Consider the following 21,069-nt stretch of genomic DNA (forward strand, 5'->3'; position numbering starts at 1 on the left):
CCTTGGTTTTGGGAGTGCAATGTTACATATTTGAGTTCATATACACAACCCTAATTTCGAATGAAAAATGCCCCTAACGCTGACTTTTTGATCTTTGATCTGGGCAATGTGATTATCGATATTGATTATCACCGGTCGCTGAATCTGATTAAAACATTGGTATCTCCTTCATTCCATTCGCGAGTTGATGCTTTTTACAGCACTGATTTTCACAAAGCTTATGAAAAGGGGCTGATTGATTCTCCGACTTTTCGGGATGATGTCAGAAGTTATTTTCAGCAGGATTGGGATGATCATAAAGTCGATGAGCTCTGGAATAGCCTACTTGGAAAAATACCTGCCGAAAGACTGGACTTGGTGTCAAAATTAAAGCAAAACTATCAGGTGGGAGTCCTGAGCAATACCAATGAAATTCATATCGAAGCCGTTAACAAAATGTTAAAATCTGATTTTGGAGTGGAGCGATTTGATGCGCTTTTTGATTGGGTCTTCTACAGTCATGAAATGGGGCAGGCAAAACCCTCAAAGGAAATTTATCTCCAAATGCTTGGTGAATTAGGTGCCTTGCCCGATCGAGTGGTGTTTTTTGATGATTTGGAAGAAAATGTGAAAGGCGCAGCTTCAATAGGAATTCAGGCAGTTCAGGTGACGGGACCGAAAGTGATCTTTGATTATTTCGGCAATGTTTAAACCCAAAGAGTACCTCATTCACGGATTGCTTTTTGTTTTGACACTGATCACCACCACTTTGGCTGGAGGGGAATGGGTTTATGGCAAATCTGTGGTAGCCGATGGGGATTCATTTCTCACATGGGAGTATTTCCTGAAGTCCATGGCTTTTTCCATTCCCTTTGTGGGCATTCTCCTCATTCACGAATTAGGACACTTTTTTACTTCGGTGTATCATAAGGTGAAGTGTAGTTTGCCTTATTTCATCCCTGCTTGGTTGGGCTTTATCGGTGCGCCATCAATAGGGACTTTTGGAGCTATCATCCGGATGAAAACGCATGTAGACAGTCGAAAAAAATTCTTTGATATAGGTGTTGCAGGCCCAATTTCGGGCTTTGTAATTGCTTTAGGCGTATTGATTTATGGTTTCTCCACACTACCGCCTGCCGACTACATTTATGCGGTACATCCGGAATATGCCAATCCTGATTTTGAAGGATACGGAGAAGATGTCTTAGATTTTGAGTTAGGCGGGAATTTTCTTTTTTGGGCTTTGGGAGAGCTTTTAGCTGATCCGGAGCGGATGCCTGACATGTCCGAAGTAATTCATTACCCATTTCTTTTTGCCGGCTATTTGGCACTTTTCTTCACCGCACTTAATCTGCTGCCGATAGGGCAGTTGGATGGAGGGCATGTGGTTTTTGGATTGTTTCCCAAGCACCACAAGCAGATTTCAATTGCTGTTTTCACACTCTTTCTAGCGTATGCCGGAGTAGGCATGATCAGTCCGGTGATGCCAGTGGAGGAGCTGATGATTCGAATACCGATTTATGTCGGTTTCCTGTATCTCTGCTATTCCCGAACTGACTTTACGTTACAAACCAAACTCAGTATTGTGCTTACACTAGCCGCGGTGCAGTATTTACTTGCATTTTTCAAACCGGAGTGGGAGGGGTATCAAGGCTGGCTCTTTTTTGCCTTTCTCTTGGGCAGGGTGATGGGGCTCAGACATCCTGAGGTGTCGGGGATAAAACCTTTGGATACTAATAGAAAAATAATCGGCTGGATTGCGATTTTAATTTTCGCACTTTGCTTTTCTCCAAAGCCCTTTATTTTCACCTAAGAAAAATCCCGAGCTTGAATGAACAAACTCGGGATTTTAATTAAAGCGCCCGGTAAGCTAATATTCCGCCCAGGACATTTCGGACTTTGCTGTATCCTTTACTTTCCATGAATTTCTTGGCGTTTCCACTTCGGGCACCGGATCTGCAGTGGACGATAATCTCATCGTCTTTATGCTTTTCCAGTTCCGAAAGTCGGTGAGGTAATTCACCCAAAGGTATATTTTGAGCTCCAAGGTTGTCCTCTTCAAATTCCCACTCTTCTCTGACGTCCAGGAAATGAAATTTCTGTCCTTTGTCCAGACGTTCTTTAAGTTCTGCAACGGTTATATCTTCCATATTATTTGGTCACTAAGATTCGAAATGATTTGGGTCCGGATTCAGAAAACAGATTAATGACGTAAACTCCCGGCCGCTGTCCTTCAAAATTAACAATTTCCCCTTCACTGTTCCGTTCCCTGGGCAAGAAAATCTGCCTACCAAAGGAATCGAAAATGAGGATTTCTGAAAATTGACCTGCAACTGTAAGAAGGTTTACCACCGGATTTGGAAATATTTTGAATGAAGAAGAAGGAATTTCACTCTGTTCAAAAGGCGCCGCCAGAGATACATGCGGACGGATCATCAATGAGCCTTTTACTTCCTTATTTTGCACCCAACCACCTCCGACATTATAATAGATTTTATTTCCCTGATCATTGACCTTGTCCAAGCCGACGTGAATAAACTCATTGGAAAATTGGGTAAATCCGACAAAAAACTCCCCACTCACCCGGAGATTGGTATCAAGTGAATAGTAACTGAAGTCTTGACCTAGGATCCGTTCAGGAATTAGGGATTCTTTTGAGAAAATCGGTTTTTGCTGGAGCTCATCCCATACGACAATGTCAATGGGTTGATTCGCTTGGCTGGCATTGGTGAAATTAATCGATAGTCCTTTCAGGAAGACCGGTTCAGGAGCATCATACTTTACGGCCAATTGTCCGGACCGCTGATTGATACCTGCAGAATAATCTGCGGAACCATTATCATAGGCAAAGAAATCCCGGATTGGAAAAACGGTTTTCACGGTGTCGTTGCGCCTGTAGTCTACCGAGGTGTAGCGCAGGGTATCCCCATTTTGTATTTGAAACAAAAATCCATCCCCGGAGGTAAGCGAGGTGCTGATCACCAAGTCTGTTTCGCTGAGAGGAACCGGTATTTCGTTAAACTTCCGGCTGATAAAAGACCTCCTTTCGAGGGAATTCGGAACAGGATTAAAGGGGGTATCATCGTTGACGATAAGAAGTGGATTGCCCAGACTGTTTTCAAACTGAATGGAGTATTCCATAGATCGGAACCTGTTTTCAAGGTTTAAGAATTCATTCCGTATTTCGCTCCATTTACCTGGTTGACCTTTTTGCAGCAATTCCAGAGGATAAGCACTGTAGTCTCCCAACCTGACTTGATTTCGTCCCGTCAACGCGCGATCCCGATACCTTAGATCAGTTGCATTTCGATTGAAATTCAAATACACATAATCTACCAACCAACTGTCAAATGGACCTACCTGTCGGCCATTTGAAAAAAAGCGAAACTGAAAACCTGCATGTTGCCATTCCGGTCGGATTCGGATGATCTCCTGAGTGAAAAGGTTTCTGTTGAGGTTTTCACCGCCCTGCTGCGTCCAAATTGTGATCCAACTTCCCAAACCATCCAAAACTTGTAAGGTGAGCCGATCATTGGAGTCCGGTGCTTCGGCTTTTCCTCCTGCCTGCCAGAAAAAACTCAGAAATAGGCTTCCCTGCTGCGCTGAAGAAAGAGTTGCTAAATTAAAAGGTTTACTGGTAAGGAAATCGCCTTCTCCCTGATCACGGGTTTGATTTGAATAAGGTCTTCCATTTTGGTCTACCCCATTAAAAAGGATCGCTCCAGATGAAGGAGGGTTTTGACCAATGGTTTCAGTGTACGAGGCACCTTGCACGATCCACTTTAGCGTATCGATACCTTTGGAAAAATCATCCCAAAAGGGAAGTGTGTTTTGATTTTGAACTTTTGCTGATATCGATTGACTTGGGTTAGGCGTGAATTTTTGTTGATGTATAGGTGCGAATTCTACAAATTGGGCGTAACTATATTGGCCCTGACCAAAAAAGAAGACAAGGCAAATAAAATAAGTCCAGTTGTTTAAATTCTTTTTCAATCGTTTAATCTTTGGCTATCCAAATGTTGATCAATTCACCTGTCCTTACTTGCATTCCCGAAGGGGGAGCCTGCAAAAACACTCTTCCGGGTGGGACAGAATCCGTGGAGGAATATTTCTTATTTCCCACTCTGAGGCCGGAACCCAGGATCAAAAATTCGGCTTCTTCTTCTTCCAAACCATTCAGTTCAGGCACAAAAAGTAGCTGATTTCCCATTCCGTCACCTACCACCAAATCGATGGTAGCACCCTTTGGGATTTCAAATCCCTCCCTGATACTCACCCCTCGATACCGTTGTTCCAAGACCACATTAATTCCAATATCAGGGACATACACGATGTCACCACGCTCCAATCCGATGTTAGCGAGGATTTCCTGTACGTTTTTCAAAGGCATATTGACCAAATTGGGCATCTTGATGATCGGCGCATTTCGGGCATTTAAGGTAAGATAGACTTTTCGGCCTGTTTTGACCTGGGAATTGGATTCGGGAATTTGTTTTAATACTGCCAGAGCAGGTAACTCCGTGCTAAACCCCGAGTCTATGGATACTTCATATTGAAGCCCTGATTTCTCCAATAATTGACTGGCTTCGCGGTAGTTGTAACCAGACAGATCCGGTATGGAGACAGTTTCACCGTGATGGGTATAGAATGGGAGGTAAACCTTCAAGAATAGAAATCCAAGAAAGGCAGTTATGCTGAGAATGATCAGCAGATTAAAGAGGATTTTTTTGAGGGAAGAACTGAATGAATTCATTGAAGCGGATATGTCTGACTAAGATAATGGGATTTTTGATCGATCAAGGAACAAAAATGCTAAAAACAACTCAGAGCGATAGGCAAAAAATAAGCCGAAGCCTAAGACTTCAGCTTATTTAAGATCAATTAATGATCAATCGCTTAATTTCCTGCAGCGAATTACTGTTGATTCGGATGATATAGACGCCAGTACTAAATAGTTGCGTACTGAAAGTGTAGGTTTGGTTTAATGTTCCGGGATATGCCACCTCATGGACCACTGCACCTGTTGCAGAAATAACCTGAACAGTAACCTCTTCTCTGACAGGGAGGTTAAAGGCCAGATTGAAGAATTCTCGGGCTGGATTTGGAAACAAAATACTTGAGCCTTGACCGGGAATTACAGGGTTTGGATTTGCATTGAGAAACAACTCGATATTATCCAAATAAACGGGGCCATTGGTACTTCCTTCAATATTCAGAACAAAAGCTAATCTAACTGCCGATGCATTAGCCCCGGCAAATGGGGTAAGATTGACAAATATTCGCTTGTAATCTCCGGAACTGTTTGGATTGGCACCTCCAGCTGAAACCGTAGCTAGTTCCTGACCCACTGCTGACCATACAGCGGAATACGTGATGCCACCATCCGAACTGGCCAGAAGCGATAAACGAGTGGAATGGCCAACTTGTCCTGCTGCCAAGTCGAAGAAAACACTAGCCTGTCGAGTCCCCCTCAAATCAAATGAGGGCGAGCCCAGCCAATAACTATTGCCTGCGATACCATTTTCCAAGCGAGCCACATTATTGGAACCCGTTCCATTGGTGATGGGAACAATAGTCCAGGATGGAAGATCATTTTCCGGGTTGATGGTTAGCCAAGGACTCAGGTTTGTACTGATATTGAAATTCTGCCTCCAGGGTACTGGGATAGTGTCAGGATTTTCAAGATGGTATCTGCTAAGGATGAAAGGCACTTTGGGATTTTGATCAAAGTTCGCTTCGCGAGTGGAATACCGTAATCGATTTTTACCATCATTTGTGGAGTTGTTGATGTCCAGATCAAGCTTCTCTCCAGGGGCAAGGTTAATTTCCGAGACCAGATAAGTCTCAGAGATTAAGCTGTTGGTAGTACGTGTAAAAAGAAATTTTGAAAAGGGTAGGTTCCCAGTATTGGAAACCCTGATCAGCTCTTCTTTGTGATTGCCGGAACTGATCGGAGTCGGTTTCAGTATCTCTTCAACTTTCACATCGTATCTCAGCTCTTCTGATGGAAGAATCCTGATATTTCTGAGATAAATGTTGTTGCCGTAGGAATTACGGGTCGCTATAGAAATCCGAACCTTACCTAAGGCTTGGAAGTCTTTTAGGTTGAATAATTCCGTTCGAAATTGGGCATTTGAGCTTGGGATAAATTCATCCAAAGTTGGAGCAGAAGTTTCCAGTCTCGTACCTGATTTTCTATAGTTAACATTGACCAGGTCAAAATTTGACCCGCAATCTTCAGATACCGAGATGATCAGTTCATCTTGGAATCCAGCTTGATTGTAGGGTGCGTGTGCTACTTCAAAGGCCAATTGTGCATTTGGATACTTGGCTAGGTCTACAATCGGTGAAATAAAATAATCCAATTGTCCCGGTCCTTCATACTCGTAATGCCGGATAAAAACTACAGGCTGGATCTGTCCATTTATGGTGACATTTCGTCTTTCCCAGGTAAAAGATTGATCAGGATTGTTTATCACCCAGTCACTTGGGAAATTTTGAACAGAAAACGTGTAGGGAAGATTAATCTCTCCTTGCAGTACGGGGCTTGAGGTTTTGGAATTATTTTCAGCATTTTGATCAGTCTGATCATTGACCTGCGTGATCTTAAATTCCAGTTGATTGTTTCCTACAGCCAATTCAATTGGGCTGAAGGTTAGGATCGCTTTTTCTCCTGTTTTCAAATTGAATGTAAATCTTCTGCTTTCGACGACAGTACCATTTCTGATAAACTCTATTCGGGCCGAAGTGACATTCATTGAACCTGCATTGAGCACTTCCACCTGCGGTGAAATAATCAGTTCACAAAGTGCATCGACGGGTTGGATTATTCTAAAAAGTGCGAGATCTCTGTCAGATAAAATTGGGTTTTGGGTCGCTCTATTATTCACCAAAGTGACGCGCCGCGGACTGTTTGCCAATACTATATTGAATCGATCGACCTGACCTCTCGTAAATAAGTTCATACAGGCATCGGGCGTATAATCCATGTAGTTTTGGATCATATCATTTGATTCACAGGAGAACCTACTTGGGTTGGCATTGCAGACGTTATTTGAATTATCCTGAAGGGGAGTATCTGTCACAAAATCATCCACCCCACAGCCCCCATCTCCCCAAATATGACGAAGACCAAAAAAGTGACCCACTTCATGCGTGGCAGTTCTTCCCCGTGAAGCAGAAGTAGCATTACCACCCACTCCAAAAAAACGATAATCTATCGTAACTCCATCGATAATGGACGGAGTTGGGGAGAAGTTTAGTCCCGGAAGATTGGATATGGGAAAAGAAGCATATCCAATAAATGGCTGTACCAGGGGGACTACATACATATTTAAGTATTCTTCCGGGTTCCATTGGCTTAGCTGTCCGATCAGTGTTGCATCGGTATTAGGGTCATAAGCATTTTTTGTTCCAAGCAATCGGACAATTCCAGTCGTGGGAAGTCCATTTGGGTCTTGTTTAGCCAGAACAAATTCGATGTTTGAATCCGCAGCAACAGGCAGAAATTCGGCAGGGGTCCTATTGGCATCTGCATTCAGCCTTCTAAAATCTTCGTTTAGGATTCGTATCTGTTCGAAGATCTGAGAATCAGGGATGTTTGCACCTGAGCCCACAGAGGAGCCATTGTGAATGACATGTACTACAATTGGGATTAACCTTGGACCTTCCTGCGTTCTAAGGATCTGAGGTGTACTTTGTTTGATCTGGATTTTTGTATTAATCCAATCTTCAAAAAAGGCTTTTGAACCAAAATACCCCATCTCCTTTTCGATCATTGTTTCGATCAGGGAATGGGCACATTTTTCACTGTGGGTGTGTGAGGATACAGAACCGAAATTCTGAGTCACATCAAGGGTGGTTATTTTTTGTCCGTAAGCACTAGTCGAAAAAAACAGTAATCCTAACAGGAATAGAATTACACCAAAAAACCGTAAACCTTTTCTCATTCGGCAGGCAAGATCAAGCAACAGTAAGGTTGACTGCTTCTACTCGGGTAATCTCCGGAATGGCGCGTTTGATTGCCTCCTCAACTCCAGCTTTTAAAGTCATAGATGACATGGGGCAAGAACCGCAGTTACCCATCATTTCGATTTTAAGAACCAAATCTTCTGTCAGTTCTACAACTCGAACATTCCCCCCGTCGGCTTCCAAATAGGGTCTGATGGTATCCAGTGCAAATTCAATTTTCTCTCTAAGTCCAGCTTCCATTTTCTTTATGCTTTTACTTCTACAACTGATGTTTTTTGGCTTGAAGCATTCCGGATGGCGATCTGTCTTGCAATAGTTTCAGCTAAACCCATATATGCATCTTTGGTCATTCCGTTTTTCAAAACGGCCGGATATCCCGTATCTCCACTTTCTCTAATACTTTGTACAATTGGTATCTCACCCAAAAACGGAACATCATATTTTTCAGCTAACTTTTTTCCCCCTTCTTTTCCAAAAATGTAATATTTGTTTTCAGGCAATTCTTCGGGTGTAAAATAAGCCATATTTTCAACAACACCTAAGATGGGAACGTTAATTTGTGGCTGTCTGAACATGGATAAACCTTTGTTTGCATCCGCCAGAGCTACTTTTTGAGGGGTAGTGACGATTACAGCTCCGGTAACAGGTACAGTCTGAACCATCGTCAAATGAATATCCGAGGTGCCCGGAGGCAGATCAATGAGTAAATAATCAAGCTCTCCCCATTCAACATCCTGAATAAATTGTCTCAAAGCAGAGCTAGCCATAGGGCCTCTCCACACTACCGCACTATCTGTTGGGGTCAAAAAACCTATGGACATCAATTTAACCCCGTATTGTGTGATGGGAATGATGATATTTTTTTCGCCTACTTTTTTGACTGAAGGCTGCTCGCCTTCGACATTGAACATGGTAGGTACTGAGGGCCCCGAAATGTCTGCATCGATTAAGCCTACTTTGGCACCCAATTGGGCCAAAGCCACAGCTAAATTTACCGCTGTGGTGGATTTTCCCACCCCACCTTTGCCGGAGGCAATTGCAATGATGTTTTTTACTTCAGGAAGAATCGGCGTAGCATTCCGGACAGTCGTGACCTCAGAAGTCATGATAATATCCCATTCCCAATCTTTCCCATGATCTTGATTGAGGACTTCAAGACAATTGTTTTTGATCACTTCTTTCAGTGGGCAAGCAGGTGTAGTGAGGACGACCTTGAAGCTTACTTTCTTTCCCTCGATGATGATTCCCTGAATCATTCCAAGCGAAACCAAATCTCGCTTGAGGTCAGGATCTTCCACTCTTGAGAGTGATTTCTTTATTGATTCCGCAGTCAATTGCATGCTTAATATTAAATTTTTCGCAAGTTACTTCAAGATTGTGGGTTTAGAAAACCACACTAGGGCCTTACCGGAAGGAAACTCAGACCTCATACAAATAGTTCTTGCTTTTCCTCCTTCCTAATCCAAACTCAGCGATTAACTTTGTTTCCAATCCTATTTCCATGAGCATTAGTAAGCTGACTTCCGATAAAGTAAAAGAACGAGCCGACATCGTGGAGGTGGTGGGGGATTACGTGCCTTTGAAGAAAAAAGGACAAAATATGTGGGCATGCTGTCCCTTTCACGGAGAAAAATCACCTTCATTTTCAGTTTCCCCAGCCAAACAGATTTACAAATGCTTTGGATGTGGAAAAGCAGGTGATCCGATTCAGTTTGTGATGGATATCGAAGGGGTGGGCTTTCAGGAAGCCATTCGTCACCTCGCCGGAAAATATGGAATAGAAGTAGAAGAAGACGAAGCCCGCACTCCTGAGCAGAATCTGGAACAGAACGAGCGAGAAAGTCTGTTCATCGCCTTGAATTTTGCCAAAGATTTTTTTGTAAAAAACCTGCAGACTGAGGAAGGCAGGTCCATTGGATTGAGCTATTTCAAGGAAAGGGGCTTCAATCCACAGATCATAGAAAAGTTTGATCTTGGTTATGCCTTGGATGGATGGAATCATTTTTTGAAAGCAGCAAACGCTGCCGGATTTGAAGAGGAAATTTTGCTGAAGGCGGGACTTATCTTGCAAAAGGAAGGAGATCCAAACAGATTATATGACCGCTTTCGGGGTCGAGTTACCTTTGCCATACACAATATCAGTGGCAAGCCAATTGGTTTTGGGGCGCGGATTCTGACCAAGGAAAAGAACCAACCCAAGTACATCAACTCCCCTGAGACGCCGATATATCACAAGAGCGATGTGCTCTATGGGATGTTTCAGGCTAAAAAGGCTATTCGGGATCTCGATAATTGCTTTTTGGTAGAAGGGTATACGGATGTTATTTCCATGCATTTGTCCGGAATTGAAAATGTTGTTTCTTCCTCAGGGACTTCGCTGACTGAGGGACAAATCAAACTCATCAAGCGCTTTACCAATCAGGTTACGGTCCTGTATGATGGGGATGCGGCAGGCATTAAAGCTTCGATCCGGGGTATAGATTTGCTTCTTGAAGGTGGACTCAATGTCAAAGCGGTGGTTTTTCCCGATGGAGACGATCCGGACAGTTATTCAAGAAAAGTAGGTTCACAAGCTTTTCAGGATTATCTGAAGGAAAACAGTCGGGATTTCATCGGTTTTAAAATTGGCCTGTATCAGGAAGAGTTTGCAAGAGATCCAATCCGCAAAGCTGAGGTAATCCGTGAAATCGTTCAAAGTATCGGTAAAATCCCTGATCCGATTATCAGATCAGTTTATGCAAAGGAGGCATCTGGGCTTTTGCAGATCGAGGAAGAAATCATTCATTCGGAGCTAAATAAGTCTCTGATAAAGAGTCAAAAGGATCATTTTAAAAAAGTAAAGGAAGAGGCTGAAGCAGAAGAAAAACTTGAGGAATTGGTACCCAGCCATGTTCAAGTATCATTTCTTGAAAAGCTCTCAATTCATGAGCGGGAAATACTCAGACTTATGTCCCTTTATTTTTCAGAAAGCTTAGATGATGAAGGTAAAACGGTTTTAGAATACTTATTAAGCGAGACATTAGAAACTAAGTTTCAAACAGCTAATTATGAAAGGTTGTATACGCTTTTTAAAGAAATGACTTCAAAGAGCTTGGTATCAGACTTAAAAAGCCTCTTGAGTAAATTCCCTAATGAAAAAAAGTCTGAGATTATTGATTTAATACAGCAGAAATGGGAAATCTCACCACATTGGACTGGTAGACATGGAATATTGGTTCCTACAGAAAAAGACAATTTGGTTACAAGTAGTTATAGGGCAATTATTTGGTACAAAAAGAGATATGTTGAAAAATTAATGTCTGAAGCTAGCCAGAACATTAAATCTGCTGAAATGAACAAAGAAGATTTTGATAGGGTATTGATTCTTCAAAGCATTTATCTAGAAGTCAAAAAAGTACAAATGCTACTGAGTAAGGAACTAAGTATAGTTTACGGCTAAAACCAAACTTTCTTTGGTTCATTCCGGTTTTATTCGGAAAGCGCCTAACTTGCGCATCTAATTATCAATCCAAAAACTACCCAAGTGGAAAACTACACCCTAGACCCGATTGAAGATGCCATTGAAGCCATCAAAAACGGTGCAGTCATCATTGTTGTCGACGATGAAGACCGCGAAAATGAAGGTGATTTTGTCTGTGCAGCTGAAAAGATAACCCCTGAAATTGTGAATTTCATGGCCACACACGGTCGTGGATTGATCTGTGCGCCCCTAATCGAGGATCGTTGTGAACAGCTTGGACTTGAATTAATGGTAGGCAACAACACCGCCGCTTTTGAGACGCCGTTCACAGTATCTGTGGATTTGGTGGGACATGGATGCACTACGGGAATTTCCGCATCGGATAGAGCCAAGACAATCAAGGCTTTAATCGATGATTCGATTCATCCAAGTGAATTGGGTAAACCGGGTCACATTTTCCCATTAAAAGCCAAACGAGGTGGGGTACTCCGAAGAGCCGGACATACCGAAGCGGCGATTGATTTTGCTAGATTGGCAGGATTGTCCCCCGCGGGTGTTTTGGTAGAAATCATGAATGAAGATGGCTCTATGGCCCGACTTCCTGACTTGGTGAAAGTGGCCAAGCGCTTCAATCTCAAATTGGTTTCCATCAAGGATTTGATTGCCTATCGGCTAAAAAACGAATCCTTAATTAAGCGTGAAATTGGCGTTGAACTACCGACTACGTGGGGGGATTTTGATTTAATTGCATTCAGACAAACCAATACCCAAGAAATTCACATGGCTTTGATTAAAGGGTCTTGGGATCCAAATGAACCTGTTCTGGTACGAGTTCACTCTTCGTGTGTCACCGGTGATATTTTCGGCAGCTGTAAGTGTGATTGTGGCCAGCAACTCCATACTGCGATGCAAATGGTCGAAAGAGAAGGAAAAGGAGTAGTGCTTTATATGAATCAGGAAGGCAGGGGAATTGGTCTAATCAATAAGCTCAAAGCATACAAACTACAGGAACAAGGTATGGATACCGTGCAGGCTAATCTTGCCTTGGGTCTACCCATGGACAGTCGAGACTACGGAGTTGGAGCTCAGATTTTGAGAGATTTGGGAGTGGGTAAAATCCGTCTTATATCTAACAATCCTCAGAAAAGAGTAGGTTTACTTGGCTACGGTTTGGAAATTATTGAGCAGGTGCCTATCGAGATTCAGCCTAACCCACACAATGAGAAGTATCTCACGACAAAAAGAGATAAAATGGGACACAACATTCTTAAGTAAGAGAAAATTGGAAATCTAAAGAAAAGAGAGCGGTGGATTTGGAAACCCAATTTGACTTAGTCCGTTTACTTTCAGTACGATGAGCACCATGAAAAAAACAGTAGTTACATTATGTTTTATTCTTTTGGGAATAGCTTCGGTCTATGCCCAAAATAGTCAGTTCCCATCTCAAGTTTGGCACAAAGGAAATATTTATTTCAATGACGGCATGTCAACTTCGGGTTTGATCAAGTATGACTTGGATAATAATTTGGTGCAACTACAAACTGAAACCGTGGATACTTTTACAGCATCGAACGTATCAAATTTTGAGATTTATGATGAGATTTTCGGTGGGATTCGAAAATTTTACAGTTTGCCCTATGCCATAAACGGTGAGTATGAAACACCCACATTCTTTGAGGTTTTGACCGAAGGGAATAATCTTGCACTCCTTTGTCGGGAGTATATCGCCACAGATACCCGAGGGATGAACAACTGGGGGCCTATGGGCATGAATCCTTTCTGGGGACCTCAAAACAACTTTGGATACCGGCTTGCCTTCAATTACTATTTTTTCAATAATGGCCGTTTGCAACGATACAGTCTCAAAAAGAAAGACCTTTTTGCAATGCTTCCAGGATATGATGATGAGATCGATCTATTTATGAGAAAAAATAGATTAGAGCATGACAAGCGCGGAGATTTGCTTAGAATTACTGCGTATTACAACGAATTGAAGAATTAATTTTTATGTCAAAGCCACTTATCCTCGTCTCCAATGACGATGGAATTACCTCCAAAGGAATCCGTGTATTAGTTTCGGTGATGAAGAAAATTGGGGATGTCGTTGTAGTCGCTCCCGACAGTCCCCAATCTGGAATGGGACATGCCATTACAATAGGTGAGACGCTTAGACTATACGAAGAAGATATTTTTGAGGATGTCCTGGCATTCAAATCCAGCGGGACTCCGGCAGATTGTGTCAAGCTTGCCAAGCACTATGTTTTGAAAGACCGCACTCCGGATTTGGTTGTAAGTGGGATAAATCATGGTTCCAATACCTCTATTTCTGTTTTGTATTCCGGGACGATGTCAGCAGCGATCGAAGGAGCGCTTGAAGGTCTACCATCTATCGGATTCAGTCTTTGTGATTATTCTTCCAAGGCGGATTTTTCACACTTGGAAGAGTGGGTCGAGAAAATTGCCCTACAGGTTTTAGAAAGGGGAATAGCCAAGGGGGTTGCCCTCAATGTGAATTTTCCACCCAAGCGAAACGAATCCATAAAAGGAATAAAAATCTGTCGTCAGGCAGATGCCAAATGGCAGGAAGAATTTGCTGAGCGCTATGACCCTACTGGCAGAAAATACTTCTGGATGGCGGGAAACTTTGTGAATTTTGACAAAGGGGAAGACAACGACGAGTGGGCAATTGCAAACAATTACATATCAATTGTGCCATGTCAATACGACCTCACAGCACATCATGCAATTACACAAATCAACAAAGACTGGGATTGGGATAAGCTGAAGTAAAGTAAAAGGGTGCTTTTTTAATTTTTTCCAATAAGATTATCAATCGTGACTTTGAATATCTTTATTTTGTTTAAAGTTCTCATCTACAAAACCATCGTGAGTCGCCCGATTCTTCATTTAGTTCCTTTCTTTACACTTTTCATTTATTCCGGATTTAGTTTTTCACAAACTGCTTCTGTGGATAGTCTCAAGTCGCTTTTACCGGGGAAGTCGGCACAAGAACAGGTTATTTTGCTCAACCAAATTGCCACTTCTATTCGTGAAAATTCACAAATAGAGGCATTGGATTATTCTCACAAGGCTGATTCGCTGGCAAAAATGCTTGGAGATCTTTCGGGGCAAAGTCGGGCATTGGAAAATATTGGTTGGGTTTATTACCGACAGGGTCAGTGGCAAAAATCTTTCGAATATTCAGAGCGGGCGTATGATTTGGCGATGCAGGCAAATGATCAGCTTCAGGCAGCCAGATTGATGAATAATATGGGTGCGCTTTATTATGAACAGCAAAACTTTCAGCTAGCCATTATTCAATTCAAAAAGGGCTATGAGTTGGCAACGAAAGTAAATGACCTTGCTACCAGAATCCGCTCGCTAAATAATGTTGCGCTTAATTTGGTTCAATCCAATCAGCTTGATTCTGCAATGGCTTATGCCAGACTTTCTATCAAGTTAAACGAAAACGCAGGCTCTCCCTATCTCACATCCTTTGCTAATCGGGTGATTGGGGATGTGTATTTAGCTAAAGGAAACTATGATTCAGCACAGGCGATTTATGTTCGTGCGCTTGACATGGCACAAACTCAAGGAGTGAAATCTTTTGAGGCGGGAGTCTTACATCGACTTGGAAATGCCTATTTAATGGCAGGAAAGCTAGATCAGGCCGAAAAATTATTGCGTTACTCCATTGACCTTTGTGGCGAAAATGGATTTTTGGATGAGCTTTCTAAAAGTCATCGGTATTTATCTCAGGTCTATGAGGCAAGGGGAAATATCCAAGAGGCATTTTTTCATCAATCGCAGTACTTGGCGTTGAATGATTCGCTGCTCAATAAATCTAACCGCGACCGGCTTGCGCTGCTTCAGAATATGTTTGAAAAAAATCTGGAGGAATCAGAATTGGAGCTGTTGAAGGCTCAAAATGAAAATCAGGCCTACCGACTGCAAACATCTCGCCGTTACACAATCTTTTTTGCGATCACTGCTTTTCTGGTTGGAATATTAGGACTTAGACTTTTTTTCCTGAATAAAAACGTGAGATCCATCAATGCAGATCTTATTGCCCAACAGCAAAAAATCGAGGAGCAAAATCTGGCTCTGGAAAATCAATCAGGTCAACTTCTTGAAATGAATGAGACTAAAAACAAACTTTTTTCCATTCTTGGTCACGACTTGAGAGGTCCAATATCACAGGTCAAATCAGTAGTAGATTTATTATTGGCAGGGCATCTTACCAAAGAAGAATTTGCAGAGCTCCTACTTCTTTTGAATAAAGACATTGACTCGGTCAATTTTACATTAAATAATACTTTGAAGTGGTCCATGTCTCAAATGGATGGTTTTCAGGTAAATCCGTCTACTTTTGACCTTAGAGAAGTGGTGGATAATTCTTTGAAGTTACTTCAAGCCTCATTTAATGAGAAAAAGCTGACCATTTTCAATCAAATGGAATCGAAGGTTGAAATTTTTGCAGACCAGGACTTGATCGAGGTGGTGGTTAGAAATATCCTCAACAATGCTGTTAAGTTTTCAAATGATGGGGATGCCGTGACCATCTATTCTGATACTGATGATCATTGGGCGTATTGGTGCGTACTTGATCAGGGAGTCGGAATGAATGACGAACAGATCCAAATATTGTTGACGGATTCGTACTCCTTAACCAAATCTAAACCTGGTACAAAAAACGAAAAGGGTTCGGGATTGGGGCTTCAATTGGCTAAGGAATTTACTCGTAAATGTGGAGGCGAGATTACGATAGATAGTCATCCGGGTCATGGGACTAAATTTTGCATTAGATTTCCTCGCGCCGAATCAGCTCTTCAAGCTCAAGCCGCCAAGTGCGAGAAAATATTCAAGGCTTAGCTCATTTTGTAAAATACCCAATTCCTTCATGGTTTTGATGGCTGTTTCAAGTTCTTCCCGAGAGACAATTCCCTCCGTACACCAACGGGTTTGTTCTAACCATCGTTCGACGTCGATTAGATCCAGGTGATAAAAAGCTGACAATGTTGCCGCACGGTTTTCATGCTTGCTAAATGCCTTAGAAATCTGGTAAACTTTGTCTCTAAGCTCAAAAATCATATCGCCAAATTCAGATAAGGCTTTTTCGGATGCAACCATTACAAAACAAGGCCAAGGACTTGGGACTTCCCCAATGCGCTTCATGGTTCCACTTTTCACAAGGGCTGCGGTTGTGTACTTTTCCCATAGAAAAATCCCATCGTTGCCCCTGTCCATGACTTCTTTTGCTCCTTCCATATTTCCGATCATTTCAAAAGTCAATTCTTCAAGCTTCCAGCCTTCCCGTCTTGCCAATACCAACGCCATCAAGTGAGAACCTGATCCCATCCGACTGACTAAAAAATGCTTTTTATTTAACTCATAAAGTGAATTTACAGGGGATTTTGCCCGGATGTGAATGCCCCAATTCAATGGGGTTTCTACATGATAGCCGATCATTTTTGCAGGGTTTCCAGCTTCAAAATCCTTGAGAAAACTTTCCGTCAGGAGAATGGCAATTTCCGCTTCATCATTTCTCAGGGCAAGATTCATTTGGCCCGAACCACGGGATTCGTCAATCCATTGAATTTCCACACCTTTTTCTTTAAGCGGCTGATCTTTTTCCAAAAGGCGGAATGGGAAATTGAAATGTTCAGGCACTCCGATAATACGTAGAGTTTTCATAGCGCGAAAGTTTTGAATCAAAAATCAAAAAAGTCGATTTCATCCGGAATCGGCTTGTGTGATTTAGTAAAAGTTAGGAGTCGTGAGTGGCTTTACGATCTGTAATTAATAGATTGGAAAAACCCGCCAAAATCAGAAGTGTGCCTGCCAGAAGCATAGTATTGATCACTGCTTCACCAAACAGTAGCTTGTAGAGGAAATTGACCCCACCGAGTGCGGCGATGATTTGAGGGATGACAATGAACATGTTGAAAATTCCCATGTAAACGCCCATTTTCTTAGCATTGACCGAACTGGACAACATCGCGTAGGGCATGGATAAGATACTTGCCCAGGCAATCCCCACCAGCGAAAAGCAAATATGAAGCATCCAAGGTTCTGCTATGAAATAGATCAGTATAAAACCAAATCCACCTGCGATCAAACTGACCATGTGAAGAAGCCTACGGTTGATTTTGATTTTGGAAGCCACAAAAGCAAGAATTAAAGCGTAAAACATGGATACTAATCCATAAGTCCCGAGATAATTCCCGACACTATCCGCGGCATTGTTGTATTCGACAGAAGTGGTATCTGTGGCCCCGAAAATATGTTCTGTTATGGCTGGAGTGGCAAAACTCCACATGGTAAAAAATGCAAACCAAGAGAAAAACTGGACAACTCCCAGCTGCTTCATCACTGTTGGCATTTCTGCTATATTTTTCAAAATCTCGCTAAAACCACTAAAAAATCCAGTTTTTAAAGATTTTTCACGCTCAAATTCTTCCAAATTCTCAGGAGGATATTCGTCTGTGGTCAGGATGGTATATAATATTGAACTAAACAGCACGAAGGCACCAATTCCAAAAGCGTATTTCACAGAATCCGGTACCACCCCTTCAGCAGCTGTGTTGGGGATGCCGATCTCAGTCATCAGCCAAGGCAGGTTTGAGGCCACCCAAGTGCCAATTCCAATGATCAGCGTTTGCACGACAAATCCATAGGAGCGTTGGGATTCCGGAAGCTTATCTGCCACCAAAGCGCGAAATGGCTCCATGGAAATGTTAATTGAGGCATCCAAAATCCATAGTGCACCGGCTGCCATCCACAAAGCAGAAGAGTAGGGGGCAAAAAACAAAGCAATAGTACTAAAAACCGCTCCGATGAAAAAGAAGGGTTTTCTCCGTCCGAATTTTGGATGCCAAGTTCGGTCACTCAAGTAGCCCACTATTGGCTGAACCAACAATCCTGTCAAGGGAGCAGCGATCCATAGCAGGGGTATCGCGTCTTTGTCGGCACCCAGTGTTTGAAATATTCGGGACATGAATCCCCCCTGCAAGGCGAATCCAAATTGAATCCCAAGGAATCCAAAACTCATGTTCCAGATTTGCCAGAAACTGAGTTTCACTTTGTTTTCAGTCATTTTTGGGCGGAAAGGTTAGGTTTTATTTTTGGGGTAATTCAATTCAATTCAATCCCTCAATTTCAAAAACCTCATTTAGGAGATTCAATTCCAAAAAGGGAAGATTTTTGATTTTAAAATATGGGTGATCTTGTTCAGGCAAGGGATCAAATTCCGTCAGTTTTCCGAGGAATGCGAAGTCTTCGGTCATAAGATGAAATTCCTCAGTGCCTATTTTGACAGTATTACTTGAAAATCCATGAAAATAGATTTTGAGTTTTCTAAAATCGCTTGGATAACTTCCTTCCGGTTTTTCAAATTTCAAAGTCCCCGAGCTGGAGTCATAGCAGATGATCCTTTTCAAAAACTCACCGGATCGATACTCCATGCCCTCTCCGGCATCTTCGTAATGCAAGTATTCCGAGCCGGTTTTTCCTTTATATACATGGATCCTTAGCACACCGTCATGAGCGTATTCTGTTGATTCCACATCGGATTGCAGGGCGAATACCTGCCCTGCTTTAACATAAACCGGTAGATAATTGAGCGGACAATCTTGGTAGATGGTCTGTTTACCGGAGTGCTTCTGATCTGAAAACAGATAGTACCACTCACCCTCAGGCAGGTAGACTTTGGTGATTTCTTTGGTGCTTTCTACCGGAGCGATTAAAAATGAATCACAGAACAGGTACTGATTTTGGAAGGCAGTGTGATAGATGTTTTGATCCTGTGAAAACTGAACTGCCAAGCTTTCGGAAAGCGGAAGACCTGAATTACTGCTGGAGTAGAATTTACTGTAAATGGTGGGTAGCAGTCTATAGCGAAGCTTCATGTAATTTCGGCTGATTTCCTCTACTTCTTCACCAAAAGCCCAAGGTTCGGCATCATTGCTGTTGATCATAGAGTGCGCCCGGTAGAAAGGCGAAAAAGCACCAATACTCATCCAACGCGCAAAGAGCGACTTGCTTGCCTCTCCTGCAAATCCCCCAACATCATAACCTGAAAAAGAAACTCCGCTCAATCCAAGACTGTTGACCAATCGAATGCCTGCCAGCATATGGTCCTCGGAGGCGACATTGTCTCCAGTCCAAGCTGCTGCATAGCGTTGAATGCCTGAAAATCCGGATCGAGTGAGGACAAATGGTCGTTTGTTTGGGTTTTGAAGTGCTGCTCCTTCTTGAGCACTTCGGGCCATTTGCATTCCGTAGATATTTCTGGCTTTCCGATGAGAAGCTTTTTCGCCCTCATAGTCAAACTCGATCAGATTGGGGGTGAACTGCCCCCAAGAGGCTGGTTCGTTCATGTCTGTCCAGAATCCGTCCACACCTGCTTCGGTGTAGAACGCCATTTTTTCGGCCCACCACCTGCGGGTTTCTTCTTTGGTGAAATCAGGAAAAGCACACCAGCCCGGCCAAACTTGACCCTCGTAAGTTTGGCCGTCAGGGTATTTTACCAGAAGATCTTTTTCCAAACCCTCTTCAAAAGGCAAATACCCTTTCTGAGTTTTTATTCCGGGATCCATGATGACTACGACTTTGAATCCTTTTTCTTTGAGGCGGGAGATCATCGATTTGGGATCGGGAAATTTTTCTCCATCAAAAGTGAAAACCTTGTATCCTTCCATGTGGTGGATATCCAGATAAATCACATCAGCCGGCATTTTTTTATCCCTGAAAGTCTGCCCTACGGTGTAAACCTCGGAGTCAGGGTAGTAGGAATAGCGGCATTGCTGAAATCCCAAGGCCCATTTCGGAGGCATTTGCATGCGGCCTGTCAGCCAAGTGTATGAGCTGATGATTTCTCCAACTGTAGGCTGATGGATGAAATAATAGTCCAAATCTCCATCCTCAGCACTGAAATAAACAAAACGGTTGGTAGATGCTCCGAAGTTAAAGACGGTTTTATGGGTGTTGTCAAAGAAAATCCCATAGGCACCGTTGTCATGAATGCCCATATAAAAGGGGATACTCATATAAAGTGGATCATCCCCAATGCCGTAAGCAAAGTAATCGGTATTCCAGTTGGTATAGGCCCTTCCAGACCGATTGAGGTTTCCGGTTTTCTCTCCCAAGCCAATGAATTTCTCATCTTTTTGTACCTGCTTGTAAGAAGTAACCTCAGACCCGATCCAAGAGATGCCAAGAGAGTCATCGGTATTTATCAGGTTTCCCTTCGAGTCAAAATAGGAAAGAGAGAAGCTATTCAAATCCAGAGACATCATTATGCCCGCAGTTGAAAGATGTAGGTAATCATCCTTTTCAATTAAGGAAAATTTCACTTGGTCAGGCGAAGTTATTACGGAATAGGGGTTGGATTCAAATGAATCATACCTGCTAGCCTGAATCCGTATAATTCCATCTTGATAAATCGTAATCCGAAATTGGGCAATGTCACTTTTGCCTTCCAGCCCAAATGCTGTCTGCTGCCATTGGGTGATTTTACCAAAACCTCGGTGACGGGCCGAATTGCGAGATAAATTAGAAGCCGAGGAGGGACTATTCATGTATTAAATTGTTGGTAATTCGATAGCGAACTTCGCTAAGTTAAAGAGGAAACTCAAAATAAAAATTGGGTTTAAATGCCT

16 protein-coding genes are annotated in these 21,069 nt (G+C 42.5%); 7 read left to right on the plus strand and 9 right to left on the minus strand.

The window, feature by feature from the left end; all coding sequences use genetic code 11:
* The first annotated feature begins 60 nt into the window (after window positions 1-60).
* Window positions 61-690 carry an HAD family hydrolase gene (locus BLQ81_RS07995; RefSeq protein ID WP_092729428.1) on the plus strand — a complete coding sequence of 210 codons (630 nt, stop codon included), beginning with the start codon at window positions 61-63 and terminating at the stop codon, window positions 688-690.
* A complete protein-coding gene (locus BLQ81_RS08000; RefSeq protein ID WP_092729429.1) occupies window positions 683-1,792 on the plus strand; it encodes a site-2 protease family protein in 1,110 nt (369 codons plus the stop codon). The genes BLQ81_RS07995 and BLQ81_RS08000 overlap by 8 nt, the downstream gene beginning before the upstream one ends.
* 40 nt (window positions 1,793-1,832) lie before the next feature.
* Here the strand turns inward: BLQ81_RS08000 and BLQ81_RS08005 are convergent, their stop codons facing one another.
* From BLQ81_RS08005 to BLQ81_RS08030, 6 genes are all read right to left on the minus strand, one after another.
* Window positions 1,833-2,129, minus strand: coding sequence for a rhodanese-like domain-containing protein (locus BLQ81_RS08005; protein ID WP_092729430.1), 297 nt, complete (start codon window positions 2,127-2,129; stop codon window positions 1,833-1,835).
* A gap of 1 nt (window position 2,130) precedes the next feature.
* Complete coding sequence (locus BLQ81_RS08010; RefSeq protein WP_092729431.1) at window positions 2,131-3,972, minus strand: T9SS type A sorting domain-containing protein; 1,842 nt, start codon at window positions 3,970-3,972, stop codon at window positions 2,131-2,133.
* 4 nt (window positions 3,973-3,976) lie between these two features.
* Complete coding sequence (locus BLQ81_RS08015) at window positions 3,977-4,732, minus strand: PASTA domain-containing protein (protein ID WP_092729432.1); 756 nt, start codon at window positions 4,730-4,732, stop codon at window positions 3,977-3,979.
* A gap of 124 nt (window positions 4,733-4,856) precedes the next feature.
* On the minus strand, window positions 4,857-7,928 hold the full coding sequence (locus BLQ81_RS08020) for a M43 family zinc metalloprotease (RefSeq protein WP_092729433.1): 3,072 nt from the start codon (window positions 7,926-7,928) through the stop codon (window positions 4,857-4,859).
* Between the two features lie 13 nt (window positions 7,929-7,941).
* Complete coding sequence (locus BLQ81_RS08025) at window positions 7,942-8,190, minus strand: NifU family protein (RefSeq protein WP_092729434.1); 249 nt, start codon at window positions 8,188-8,190, stop codon at window positions 7,942-7,944.
* A 5-nt stretch (window positions 8,191-8,195) separates the two neighbouring features.
* Entirely contained in the window at window positions 8,196-9,290 is a 1,095-nt protein-coding gene (locus tag BLQ81_RS08030; protein WP_092729435.1) for an Mrp/NBP35 family ATP-binding protein, read from the minus strand.
* Window positions 9,291-9,451: 161 nt separating this feature from the next.
* Here BLQ81_RS08030 and dnaG point away from each other — a divergent pair, with 161 nt between their 5' ends.
* The 5 genes from dnaG (at window position 9,452) to BLQ81_RS08055 (ending at window position 16,282) form a co-directional block, all read left to right on the plus strand.
* The gene (gene dnaG, locus BLQ81_RS08035) at window positions 9,452-11,389 is read left to right on the plus strand and encodes a DNA primase (protein ID WP_092729436.1); all 1,938 of its coding nucleotides are present in this window, start codon (window positions 9,452-9,454) and stop codon (window positions 11,387-11,389) included.
* An 84-nt stretch (window positions 11,390-11,473) separates the two neighbouring features.
* A complete protein-coding gene (locus tag BLQ81_RS08040) occupies window positions 11,474-12,685 on the plus strand; it encodes a bifunctional 3,4-dihydroxy-2-butanone-4-phosphate synthase/GTP cyclohydrolase II (RefSeq protein ID WP_092729437.1) in 1,212 nt (403 codons plus the stop codon).
* An 88-nt stretch (window positions 12,686-12,773) separates the two neighbouring features.
* Window positions 12,774-13,412, plus strand: coding sequence for a hypothetical protein (locus tag BLQ81_RS08045; RefSeq protein ID WP_092729512.1), 639 nt, complete (start codon window positions 12,774-12,776; stop codon window positions 13,410-13,412).
* A 5-nt stretch (window positions 13,413-13,417) separates the two neighbouring features.
* A complete protein-coding gene (gene surE, locus BLQ81_RS08050; protein ID WP_092729438.1) occupies window positions 13,418-14,200 on the plus strand; it encodes a 5'/3'-nucleotidase SurE in 783 nt (260 codons plus the stop codon).
* A 66-nt stretch (window positions 14,201-14,266) separates the two neighbouring features.
* Window positions 14,267-16,282, plus strand: coding sequence for a tetratricopeptide repeat-containing sensor histidine kinase (locus BLQ81_RS08055; protein ID WP_175454189.1), 2,016 nt, complete (start codon window positions 14,267-14,269; stop codon window positions 16,280-16,282).
* Here BLQ81_RS08055 and BLQ81_RS08060 read toward each other — a convergent pair.
* From BLQ81_RS08060 to BLQ81_RS08070, 3 genes are all read right to left on the minus strand, one after another.
* A complete protein-coding gene (locus tag BLQ81_RS08060; protein WP_092729440.1) occupies window positions 16,232-17,104 on the minus strand; it encodes an ABC transporter substrate-binding protein in 873 nt (290 codons plus the stop codon). The two genes, BLQ81_RS08055 and BLQ81_RS08060, sit on opposite strands and share 51 nt — an antisense overlap.
* 73 nt (window positions 17,105-17,177) lie before the next feature.
* Window positions 17,178-18,506, minus strand: coding sequence for an MFS transporter (locus tag BLQ81_RS08065; RefSeq protein WP_245693209.1), 1,329 nt, complete (start codon window positions 18,504-18,506; stop codon window positions 17,178-17,180).
* A 43-nt stretch (window positions 18,507-18,549) separates the two neighbouring features.
* A complete protein-coding gene (locus BLQ81_RS08070; RefSeq protein WP_092729441.1) occupies window positions 18,550-20,988 on the minus strand; it encodes a glycoside hydrolase family 31 protein in 2,439 nt (812 codons plus the stop codon).
* Between the last annotated feature and the right edge of the window lie 81 nt (window positions 20,989-21,069).

The sequence above is a fragment of the Algoriphagus alkaliphilus genome (assembly GCF_900103735.1).
GTDB classification, from domain to species: domain Bacteria; phylum Bacteroidota; class Bacteroidia; order Cytophagales; family Cyclobacteriaceae; genus Algoriphagus; species Algoriphagus alkaliphilus.